This is a genomic window from Mesorhizobium sp. M2A.F.Ca.ET.042.01.1.1, assembly GCF_003997405.1.
Taxonomy (GTDB): domain Bacteria; phylum Pseudomonadota; class Alphaproteobacteria; order Rhizobiales; family Rhizobiaceae; genus Mesorhizobium.
The window spans coordinates 1-10888 of record NZ_RZRX01000221.1 but is presented as its reverse complement, the minus strand read 5'-3'; the positions used below and the strand labels follow the sequence as shown (position 1 = coordinate 10888).

Genomic DNA, 10888 nt, shown 5'->3' with positions numbered 1-10888 from the left:
GGCCAAACGGACGGCCGAAACCGTCTGTCAGGCGATCGGCGAGATCCTCAACCGCACGACACCCGCCGAGTGCTCAAACTACTTCGCCAATGCAGGATACGACCGGAAATGACTTCATCCCGCTCTAGACAGCGCTCGCGACCGATCATCTTTCCAAGCAGTCCGCCTTGTGGTCGCCGGACGGCAGACAGGAGCACATTCGATGCAGTTTCTGAGAATTGGACTGGCGTTGACCACGCTGGCCGTTGCGGCGCCGGCGTTCGCGGATTCCACGGTCAACGTGAAATTGTGGGACAAGAACGGCGACATGAACGCCGACGCCAAGATGGGGATGGGCATGCCGGCGAATATGAGCATGGCGATGATGAAGGTTCAGGTCGACAAGAAGGTCGTGCCGGCTGGCAAGGTGACCTTCGATGTGACCAACACCTCCAAGGCCACGGTCCATGAAATGATCGTCGTTCCCGTGGCGGACCCAAAAAAGACGACGCTGCCCTATATTTCGAACGAGAACCGTGTCGATGAGGATGCGGCCGGCCATCTGGGCGAGGTCTCCGAACTCGATCCGGGCAAGTCGGGCTCGCTGACGCTCGACCTCAAGCCAGGCTTCTACGCCGTCTTCTGCAACATCCCTGATCATTTCATGAACGGCATGTGGGCCACCATCAAGGTTCAATAAGACGACATCGAGCACGCCCGGCGACGAACCGCGGCGTGCTCGCCAAGCCAAGTGTGGTTGTGCCAATCAGGGCGAACCGCGTGTCGATCGCTCAGGCGGTTTCTATGGCGCCTTTGATCGATATCACCGAATGCTTGACGAAGTCCTTGGCGATCTCGCCGACGAGTTTGGCGCTCAGTGACGGCTGATAATGCCTCCGCATCTCGCCAAGCGTGCGCGGATCGGCGATCACCAGTATATGCTCGCAGGCCTTCTCGCGGGCCTTATGATTGAGATAGCTCGCGATCGACGCGGCAAAGTCGTCTTCGCCCAGCCGGGACTCGTCCGGATTGGCGGTTGAACTGCGATGCCGCCCGCCGGATCCGGCGTGGGCCACTTCAAGGACCGAATCCTCGACTTCGATCAGGTCGAGATGAGGTTCGTGCCCCTTGTTGTGAAACAGTCGAAGGCTCTCGCCATCCGTAACCGCGACGAGGGTGCCGTTATTCAGGATCATGTGTTTCTCCGAGGTCGGATCAGCCGAGCACTCCGGCGTCCGATCATTTCACTTGCCATTGCCAGACAGGTAAGCCCCGATCGCCTCGCGTCGCTTTGACCTTGATCAAAGCCGGGCACGGCCATGTAATGATCGACTAAGTCGGGCAGAAGGCGGAATGCAGCGCCTCGATGACAGTCAGCACCTCCGGACGGCGCGAGGGGGATCGAATCCATCGAAGCCCCCGCGGCGTAGATCACGCCGGAGGGATCAAAGTCGACGAACTTCGCACCATGCCGGACGGCGGCGCCGTCGAAGCTTGACCCGTCGCGGCAAGGTCCTATTCGAAGGAGTAGGTGAATCCTTCCGGCGACGCACCCACGATGACTTTCGCCATCTTCTTGCCCTCGAGCGAGCGGTTGAGCACGCCGCGGCTGAGTTCCGGCAGCAGCGTGTTGGTGAGGATGGCGTCGATCATGCGCCCGCCGGACTCGATCTCGGTGCAGCGCGCCTTGACCAGGTCCATCACGCCGTCGCCGATCACCAGCTCGGCATCGTTGGTTGCCTTGAGGCGCTTGGCGATCTTGCCGAACTGGTGACGGGCGATCGCCTCGATCATCACATCCGACAGCGGATAATAGGGAATGGTGACGACGCGGCCGAGGAAGGCGGCCGGGAACACTTTCAGCAGCGGCGGGCGCAAGGCGGTGTCGAGATCGTCGATGCCGGTCCGCACGGTGCCGTTCCTGGTGCGGTCCATGATGACATCGGAACCGACATTCGAGGTCAGCAGGATCAGGGTGTTCTTGAAGTCGATCCGGCGGCCCTCGCTGTCGTCCATCATGCCCTTGTCGAAGACCTGGAAGAAGATCTCATGCACGTCCGGATGCGCTTTCTCGACCTCGTCGAGCAGGATCACCGAATAGGGTTTCCTGCGCACCGCCTCGGTCAGGATGCCGCCCTTGCCGTAGCCGACATAGCCGGGCGGCGCGCCCTTGAGCGTCGAGACCGTGTGGGCTTCCTGGAACTCGGACATGTTAATCGAGATCAGGTTCTGCTCGCCGCCGTAGAGCGTCTCGGCCAGCGCCAGCGCGGTCTCGGTCTTGCCGACTCCGGAAGGGCCGCAGAGCAGGAACACGCCGACCGGTTTTTCCGGCGCGCCGAGGCCGGCGCGGCTGGTCTGCACGCGTTTGGCGATCATCTCCATGGCATGATCCTGGCCGACCACGCGTTCGGACAGGGTGGCGGCGAGCTTCAACGCCTTCTCGGTCTGGCTGGAGAGCATGCGTCCGGTCGGGATGCCGGTCCAATCCTGCACCACGGCGGCGACCGCGTTGCGGTCGACCGACGGCAGGATCAGCGGCGTCTCGCCCTGCGCGGCCGCAAGCTCGGCCATCAGCTCGCGCAGCCGCGCCAGGTCGGCGGCGGCTTCATCCGCCGGCTCGGCGGAAACTGTTTCGGCCTTTGCGTCCTTTGCCCCTTTGGCCTTCGAGGTCTTGGCCTTCTTGGCCCCGGCAGCCGCGCCGTCGCCAGTCTTGCTCTCGGCAGCCTTTGGTTCGGGCGCCTTTGCCGCGCCGTCCCCACTCTCGGTCCCGGCATTCTCCTCCGCCGCCGCCTCATCAAGCGGCACGCCCTCGCCGCGCAATTTGGCGCGCAGGTCGAGGATCTCGGCCACCAAAGCCTTTTCCCGATCCCACCGCGCCTGGGCGGCGGCTAAAGCGGTCTCGGTTTCCGCCAGCCCGGCATCGACGCGGACCTGCCGGTCGGCCACGTCGATGCCGATCGCCGCCTCGCGGCCGATGATGCCCTGCTCCACCTCCAGCGCCTGACGGCGGCGCAGTATGTCCTCGACCTCGGCGGGCGTCGCATGCTGCGAGACGGCGACGCGGGCGCAGGCGGTGTCGAGCAGGCTGACCGCCTTGTCCGGCAGCTGGCGCGCCGGGATATAGCGGTGCGAAAGCGAGACCGCCGCCTCGATCGCCTCGTCCAGGATTTGCACCTTATGGTGCTGCTCCAAGACGCCGGCGACGCCGCGCAGCATCAGCACAGCCACGGCTTCCGACGGCTCGTCGATCTTGACCACCTGGAAGCGGCGGGTGAGCGCCGGATCCTTCTCTATGTGCTGCTTGTACTCGGCCCAGGTCGTGGCGGCGATGGTGCGCAATTCGCCGCGAGCCAGCGCCGGCTTCAGGAGATTTGCTGCATCGCCGGTGCCGGCGGCGCCGCCGGCACCGATCAGCGTATGCGCCTCGTCGATGAACAGGATGATCGGCGTCTCCGAGGCCTGGACCTCGTCGATGACCGCCTTCAGCCGCTTCTCGAACTCGCCCTTGACGCTGGCGCCGGCCTGCATCAACCCGACATCGAGCATGCGTACGGAGACATTCTGAAGCGTCGGCGGCACGTCGCCCTGGGCGATGCGCAAGGCAAATCCCTCGACCACCGCCGTCTTGCCGACGCCGGCCTCCCCGGTCAGAATCGGGTTGTTTTGCCGGCGTCGCATCAGGATATCGACGATCTGCCTGATTTCGGGATCGCGGCCGACGACCGGATCGATCTTGCCGTCCCGGGCGCGCTGGGTGAGGTCGGTGGCGTATTTGGCGAGCGCGGAATCCCCGCCCGGGCCCCGCTTGACCGGCGTCTCCGCGGCGGCCGCGGCGGGAGGTGAGCCGGCTTCGAGCGAGCCTTCGGTGACATCGGCGAAGCGGGACATGACGCCATCGGCGTCGATCTTATCGAATTCGGCGCTGATCTTCGACACCAGGCCTTCCAGCGCCGGCGTCCTCAGGCAGGCAAGCAGGATATGGGCGCTGCGCACCTCCTCCACCCCGAACTCCAGCGTCGCCAGGTTCCAACCCTCCTGGATGGCGTGGAAGATGTGGTCTGAGAATTCCTCCACCGAAGTGGCGCCATAGGGCAGCTTGTCGATGGCGCGGGTCATGTCGGCCGTCAGCCGGCTGACATCCAGGCCGGCGTCGGCGACGATCATCTGCACATCCGAGCGCTCCGACAGCACCAGCTGCTGGATGAAATGGGCGAGCTCGACATAGGGATTGCCGCGCAGCTTGGCCGTGTCGGCCGCGGCCTTGAAGGCGCGCACCCCCGTGGCGTTGAGCTTGGCGACCAGTTCCTTACGCTTGAAGCTCTGCGATGACCGGCGCTGTTCCATCGAACCTGCTCCCGCAACCTGCCGACCCATACCCTGCCATATAAGCGGCTGCTTGACAAAGCCGTGCGGCGGATAGGGCCTTTGAATCTATCCGGGCGGCACCGCCCGGTTACACAAGCCTTGCAAACTCGTGGCAACAAACATGGATTGGCGCCCGGACTATGCGAGCCATTTCACATACCGGGTCCGACAATCGCGCAATGGGTTTTCGCCGAGAAAGCGGCTGCGTTTAGCTTCCGTTAGTTTTTGCGCAGGTGCTCAATTGTCGTCGCGTGAGGCCAGTGATAACGTTACGTCACACGGGGTCTCAGGGCCGCTGGCTGGGGGTTGGTGTGATTGATCTCGCACTCTGGCTGAATCCTCTGAACGGTGCGAATCCGTCGGGAGAGGACTTGCGCAACGACCCGGCCTTTCATGAGCTGGAGCGCCTGACCGAACCTCAGATCAAAGTCGTTCACGACGGCAACAGCAAGCCCACCTCGCAATCCAGTCCGGTCGACTGGACCGCCGTGCTGGAAAAAGCCGAGGAATTGCGCCCGCGCGGCCGGGATCTGCGCCTGCTGGTCATCGTTGCGCAGGCTTTGGCCAATGAGGAAGGGCTGGCCGGCCTTGCCCAGGGCCTGACGCTCATTGCCAAGACCTTCGAACAGTACTGGGACACGATGCACCCTGCGCTGAGGACGGGCGCGCCGCGCGAGGCCGCCTTGCGCCGCATCAATGCGCTGCTCGACCTGCAAAATGGCCAGGAAGGCCTGCTGGCGAACCTCAGGCAGGCGGTGTTCTTCTCGCCGCGCGCGATCGGGCCGATCAGCGGCCGGGACCTGGAGCAGGCGGCGCTCGACGAACGCGTCATGCTCCAAGAGGCTGCATCCGGCCTCGGGACCGCCGAAAAGGCGGCACTGACGAGCGCCCACAACCAGCTGTTGAACCGCGTGCGCACCGGATGCGCGGCGCAGGTCGATCAAGCGGCGGACGCGATGACGTCGCTGCTGGCCGACGCGCGTGCCGCGATCGCCGCTCTCGACGCAGTTGATGTCGCGCTCAACGCCCGCATCGAAGGCAATGGCGCCACCGTCCCGGAATTGAAGAAGTTCCTTCAGCGTTTGCTGACGACGCTGGAGCGGAATTCCAGCGCCGGCACCCAAGTGGCCAATGGCGCCGCGAAAGCCTCCCCACAGCCGGCGCAGCCGGCATCGACGCCCGCCCGCAACGGTCATGGAGCCGAGCCGATGGCAAGTGTGGCAAGCCCAGTCGAAGCGAGCGCCGGCCTGCCGGACCGGATCAACTCGCGGGACGAAGTCGTCAAATGCCTGGACCTCGTCGTCGCCTTCTACGACCGCACCGAGCCGTCCAGCCCCATCCCGCATCTCGCCCGGCGGGTGCGCCGGATGGTGCACATGGATTTCGTGGAACTGATGGAAGATCTCGCCCCGTCGGGGCTGAAGGAATTCCGGCTGCTTGCCGGTGTCCCGGATCCCAAGAAGCCGGCCCAGAAGGATGAAAGGTAACCAGCATGCCAGCAGAGAGCAAAGCGAAGGTCATCGAAAGAAACCGTGCGCCGCGCGTGCAGATCGCCTACGACGTCGAAACCTACGGCAGCCCGACGACGATCGAACTGCCGTTCGTCATGGCCGTGATGGCGGACCTTGCCGGCGCTTCGCAGACCAAGGAAGCGTCGAAATCGGTCCTCGACCGCAACTTCGTCGAAACCGACGCCAACCGCTTCCCGAAATTCATGGAAGCGATGGGGCCGCGCGTGAAGGCGCGGGTGAAGAACACGCTGCCGCAGGCCGAGGGCCAGGAGCGGGACGAAGAACTCGCCATCGACCTCACCTTCTCCAAGATGGGCGACTTCGCGCCGGACAAGATCGCCGAGCAGGTCCCGCAGCTGGCCGAGATCCTGAAGATGCGCCGTCAGCTCGAGGAGCTGCTGGGCTTCATGGACGGCCGCGTCGACGCCGAAAAGCGCATCGCGCAGCTTCTGAACAACGAGCCGCTGCTGAGCAAGATCGCCAGCCAGGCGATGGATGGCGGCAAGGGCGAGGAGTAAGTCATGGCCGAACAGCAAAAGACCGCAGCCGCCACCGCCGAGGCGGAAGCCATCGATCTCGGCGAATTCAGCGGACTCCTTGAAAAGGATTTCAAGGTCAAGAAGGACGACAGCGAGAAGCTGCAGCAGCTGGTGCGCAACCTGGCACTGGCGGCGCAATCGCGCTCCGAGACGACGACCATCTCTTCCAATGCGATCAAGTCGATCAAGTCACTGATCGCCGGTATCGACAAGATGCTGACGACGCAGGTCAATGAGATCCTGCATGCGCCGGAAGTGCGCGAGATGGAAGGCACCTGGCGCGGCCTCTGGTACCTGATCAACAACACCGAGACGGATACCAAGCTGAAGATCCGGGTGATGAACATCTCCAAGGAGCAGCTGGCCGACACGCTGGAAGACTATGAAGGCCAGATGTGGGACCAGAGCCCCATCTTCAAGAAGGTCTACACGGACGAGTATTCGATGCTGGGCGGCGAGCCGATCGGCTGCATCATCGGCGCCTACGAGTTCTCGAACCATCCGCGCGACGTCGGTCTGCTGCGCAACATTTCGGGCGTCTGCGCCTCGGCGCACACGCCGTTCATCGCCGCCGCCTCGCCGCGGCTGTTTCGCATGGACAGCTGGCAGGAACTGCCGAACCCGCAGGACCTGCAGATGATCGTGAACAACCCGGCCTACGCCTCCTGGCAGTCGCTGCGCGAAAGCGAGGACGCCCGCTATATCGGGCTCACCATGCCGCGCGTGCTGGCGCGCCTGCCCTACGGCTCGGAGACCGTTCCGGTGAAGGGCTTCACCTTCGAGGAAGAGGTGGGCGGCGACCACAACAAATATGTCTGGATGAATGCCGCCTTCCCGATGGGCGTCAACATCAACCGCAGCCACAAGCTCTATGGCTGGGGCACGCAGATCCGCGGCGTCGAAAACGGCGGCACGGTGCTCAACCTGCCGGTGCACGCCTTTCCCACCGACGACGGCTCGATCGCGATGAAATGCCCGACGGAGGTCGCCATCGACGACCGGCGCGAAGCGGAGCTGGCCAAGCTCGGCCTGATGCCGATCCTGCACCGCAAGAACACCGATCTTGCGGCCTTCATCGGCGCGCATTCGCTGCAGGACGACGAGACGCGCGCCGGACGCCTGGTCGATCCGGACGCGCAGGCGAACGAGCGGCTTTCCGCCAACCTGCCCTATTTGTTCCCGGTCTCGCGCTTCGCGCACTATCTGAAGGCGATCGCGCGCGACAAGATCGGTTCGTTCAAGGAACGCACCGATATGGAGATCTGGTTGACCGAATGGATCAACCGGTACGTGCTGGCCAACCCTGCCTTCGCCGACGACAAGGCGCGCGCCAAGCGCCCGCTTGCCGCGGCCGAGGTGCAGGTCGACAGCGTCGAAGGCCGGCCCGGTTACTACAATGCCCGTTTCTATCTGCGTCCGCACTATCAGTTGGAAGGCATCAACGCCTCGCTCCGGCTGGTGTCGGAACTGCCGTCGGTGAAGGGCTGAACTCGTTAAGCAAAGTCATCTTGTTTCGTAGCGGTGGAGAAAAACAATGCCAGACAGAACCGATGCGCCCTCGACGAAAATCGACGGCTTCCTGAAAGTGCCGGACATCAAGGGCCCGAGCAAGCGCGACGGCCATGAAGACGAGATCGAGATCCACGGCGTCGATTACAAGATGATCGCGCCCTACGATCCGAACTCGCTGTCGCGACGCGGCCGCGTGTCGATGGGAATGATCAAATTCTTCAAGCACTACGACAAGTCGTCGCCCTACCTGAAGAAGGCGCTGTTCGAGAACAAGGCGCTGGACGAGGTGGTGTTCTCGGCACGCCGCACCATCGACGGCGAGACCAGCGACTATCTGGTCGTGACGCTCACCGACGCCTCGATCATGGAATACGATATGCGGCAGGCGCAGGACGAGCCAGACCTGATCGAGGAAGAGGTCAGCTTCGCCTACAAGAAGATCAAGTTCGTCTACGACAAGGACGACGAGATCGAAATGGACGTCTATGTCGGCAAGTGAGGCCAAGCGGCCCGGCGCTAAGGCGCAGCTCGCCGGCAGCTCCCGGGCAAAGCGCGAGGCGGTTCAGCCCTCCCTCTGGGACCGCCTCGTCAACGATTTGCCCGGGCTGACGTCGGAGATCGATGGGCTGCGTCGCCTGCTGGATGAAGAACTCGGCGCCGAGCGCGTCGAGGCTCTTCTTGCCGGCAGCGCGCGGGCCATCGATGCCGATGCCGAGCTTACGGCCGAGCAGAAACGGCGACTGCACAGACTGGTGTTCCAGACAGAGCATCGCGCCGAACTCGAAAGCCGCGGCGTGGTGGTGTCGGCGCGCGTGCTGCGCGAAGCCGTGCGGCGCGACATAGAGGCGCTATTCAACACCGAGCGTTTCGAATCCGTGCCGATGCTGTCCGACGCCGAGCACGAACAGCCCTTGGACGAACTGCCGTCGCTCGCCGATTTTCCGGAAGTGCGCCGCAGCGTCGTCAATTACGGCGTGCCGTCCTTCTCCGGCCGCTCCTCGCGGGATTTCGACCGCGATACCCTCGCGCGCGAGATCCGCGCGGTGCTCGCCACCTTCGAGCCGCGTCTCAAGGAAAGCGCGACAACCGTCAATGTCACGCTCGGCGACAAGAGCGTCGGCCTCAAGATCGAAATCGACGCCGTGCTGATCATGACGCCGACGCCGGAACGCATGCGGCTGCGCACCACGATCAATCTCGACAACGGCCTGGCGCGAACCGAATTCCGGGAGACCTGAGATGGATCGGGTCTTCGTAGAGTATTACGAAGAGGAACTGACCCATATCCGGGCGCTGGCCGCGGAATTCGCCGACATGCATCCGGCGGTCGCGCGCAACCTTTCCCTCGATACCGTCCCCTGCCCCGACCCCTATGTCGAAAGGTTGCTCGACGGCGTTGCCTTCCTTGCCGCGCGCACGCGGCTCAAGGTCGACGCGGAGCGCTCGCGCTTCTCGCGCGCCGTGCTCGACGTGCTTTACCCGGACCTGGTGACGCCGGCGCCGGCGACAGCAATGGCCGTGCTGAAGCCTGGCCAGCAAGTGCAGTCGATGATCGCCGGCCACGCTGTCGCGCGCGGCACGCGGCTGGTCTCGGGCCTGCATCCGGGGCTCTCGACGCGCTCGACCTTCACCACCGCGCAAGAGGTCACGCTGTGGCCAATCGCGATCACCTCGGTCGGCTATTTCCAGGACCGCAGCGCGCTGGCGGCCGCCGGCATCGCGCCGATCGGCGACGTGCGCGGCGAGGCGGCGTTCCGCATCACGCTGGCGCGGACCGGAAAGGGCAAGCTCAGCGAGTTGTCGCTCGACCGCCTCGATCTCTATTTCGCCGGGCGCGCCAAGGCGCCGCTTATCTTCGACGCCATCTTCGGCGCCTGCTCGGCCGTCGGCGCGCGGGCGGAAGGCAAGACCAATCCCCTCACCGCCCTGCCCGAGCCCGAAATGATCGGCATCCACGACGATGAAGCGCTGATGCCGCGCACCCGCCCGACTTTCGAGGGATACCGGCTGCTGCGCGAATATTTCATGATCCCGGAGCGCTTCCATTATGTGCGGGTCGCCGGCCTGCAGCCGGTGGTGCGCAAGTGCGACGGGGCGATCGAGATCATCTTCCTGTTCCGGCGTCCGGTGCCGGAGCTCGCCGATGTGACGGCCGCCGATTTCGAGCTGTTCGCGACGCCGATCATCAATCTCTTCGAACGCGAGTGCAACGTCATCGAGATCGATCCGCGCCGGACGCGCCAGGTGCTGCATGCCGACCGCACCCGGGCGCGCGACTTCGAGATCTTCCGCGTCACCCGGGTTGAGGACGCCGACGCCGAAGGCAGCGAAGCGGTCATTCCAGAACTGTTCAGCCTTGGGCAGACCCGCGGCAGCGGCTGGGTCTATTCGACCGAGCGGCGTCCGCGCCGGGCGACGGAGGACGAGCGGCGCGACGGCCTGACCCGAACCTCCTATACCGGCGACGATGTCTTTATCGCGGTCTCGCGCCCGGCGGGGAGCCCGGCCAACCGGCCGCTCAAGCGGCTCGACGTGATGGCGCTCTGCACCAATCGCGACCTGGCGATCCTGGACGACACGCCGACGCTGACGCTGGAGACCGCCGATCCGGTGGAAGCGGTGCGGCTGCTCGGCGCGCTGCGGCCGCCGCAGCCGGCGATCCCGGCAGCTCTGCCGGCCGGCGCCGAAGGCGAATCCCGCGCCGACAATCTCGCCTGGCGGCTGGTGGCGCAGCTTTCGCTCAACTTCCTCAGCCTCGCCAAGGAGGGCCGCGGCGTCGACCCGCTGCACGCCTTGCTCGACCTCTACGCCGATCGCGGCGATCCGAGCCTTGCCCGCAACGTGCATTCGATCACCCGCATCGACTCGCGCCCGGTGATCGAGCGGCTCCAGATCGACGGGCCGATGTGTTTCGGCCGCGGCACCGAAGTGACGCTGCATGTCGACCAGTCGGTGCTGGCCGGTCAGAGCACATTGCTGCTT

Annotated in this window: 9 protein-coding genes; 7 read left to right on the top strand and 2 right to left on the bottom strand. The window is 64.6% G+C overall.

Translation table 11 applies throughout. The features are described 5' to 3' along the window. The first annotated feature begins 202 nt into the window (after positions 1-202). Positions 203-679 (top strand): plastocyanin/azurin family copper-binding protein, encoded by a 477-nt coding sequence (locus EOA23_RS26395; protein WP_245463186.1) that lies wholly within the window; start codon positions 203-205, stop codon positions 677-679. A 91-nt stretch (positions 680-770) separates the two neighbouring features. Here EOA23_RS26395 and EOA23_RS26390 read toward each other — a convergent pair whose 3' ends face one another. Then, entirely contained in the window at positions 771-1175 is a 405-nt protein-coding gene (locus tag EOA23_RS26390; protein ID WP_127306310.1) for a host attachment protein, read from the bottom strand. A gap of 319 nt (positions 1176-1494) precedes the next feature. Further along, entirely contained in the window at positions 1495-4323 is a 2829-nt protein-coding gene (tssH, locus tag EOA23_RS26385) for a type VI secretion system ATPase TssH (RefSeq protein WP_127306309.1), read from the bottom strand. Positions 4324-4655: 332 nt separating this feature from the next. On the opposite strand from tssH, the gene tssA reads away from it, so the two are divergent. From tssA to tssF, 6 genes are all read left to right on the top strand, one after another. Beyond that, positions 4656-5831, top strand: coding sequence for a type VI secretion system protein TssA (gene tssA / locus EOA23_RS26380; protein WP_127306311.1), 1176 nt, complete (start codon positions 4656-4658; stop codon positions 5829-5831). 5 nt (positions 5832-5836) lie between these two features. Continuing rightward, on the top strand, positions 5837-6373 hold the full coding sequence (tssB, locus tag EOA23_RS26375) for a type VI secretion system contractile sheath small subunit (RefSeq protein WP_127306308.1): 537 nt from the start codon (positions 5837-5839) through the stop codon (positions 6371-6373). 3 nt (positions 6374-6376) lie between these two features. Further along, on the top strand, positions 6377-7882 hold the full coding sequence (gene tssC / locus EOA23_RS26370; RefSeq protein WP_042638543.1) for a type VI secretion system contractile sheath large subunit: 1506 nt from the start codon (positions 6377-6379) through the stop codon (positions 7880-7882). Between the two features lie 46 nt (positions 7883-7928). Beyond that, entirely contained in the window at positions 7929-8405 is a 477-nt protein-coding gene (locus tag EOA23_RS26365) for an Hcp family type VI secretion system effector (protein ID WP_126062707.1), read from the top strand. Beyond that, positions 8392-9144, top strand: a complete 753-nt coding sequence (tssE, locus tag EOA23_RS26360) for a type VI secretion system baseplate subunit TssE (RefSeq protein WP_127306307.1) — start codon at positions 8392-8394, stop codon at positions 9142-9144. The genes EOA23_RS26365 and tssE overlap by 14 nt, the downstream gene beginning before the upstream one ends. A gap of 1 nt (position 9145) precedes the next feature. Continuing rightward, on the top strand, positions 9146-10888 hold a 1743-nt coding region (gene tssF / locus EOA23_RS26355; RefSeq protein WP_127306306.1), incomplete at its 3' end, for a type VI secretion system baseplate subunit TssF.

Excerpts from the sequence above, each read along its gene's own strand:
- tssH (WP_127306309.1), bottom strand. The coding sequence starts at position 4,323 with ATGGAACAGCGCCGGTCATCGCAGAGCTTCAAGCGTAAGGAACTGGTC.
- EOA23_RS26365 (WP_126062707.1), top strand. The coding sequence starts at position 7,929 with ATGCCAGACAGAACCGATGCGCCCTCGACGAAAATCGACGGCTTCCTG.
- tssC (WP_042638543.1), top strand. The coding sequence starts at position 6,377 with ATGGCCGAACAGCAAAAGACCGCAGCCGCCACCGCCGAGGCGGAAGCC.
- EOA23_RS26390 (WP_127306310.1), bottom strand. The coding sequence starts at position 1,175 with ATGATCCTGAATAACGGCACCCTCGTCGCGGTTACGGATGGCGAGAGC.
- tssB (WP_127306308.1), top strand. The coding sequence starts at position 5,837 with ATGCCAGCAGAGAGCAAAGCGAAGGTCATCGAAAGAAACCGTGCGCCG.
- EOA23_RS26395 (WP_245463186.1), top strand. The coding sequence starts at position 203 with ATGCAGTTTCTGAGAATTGGACTGGCGTTGACCACGCTGGCCGTTGCG.
- tssE (WP_127306307.1), top strand. The coding sequence starts at position 8,392 with ATGTCGGCAAGTGAGGCCAAGCGGCCCGGCGCTAAGGCGCAGCTCGCC.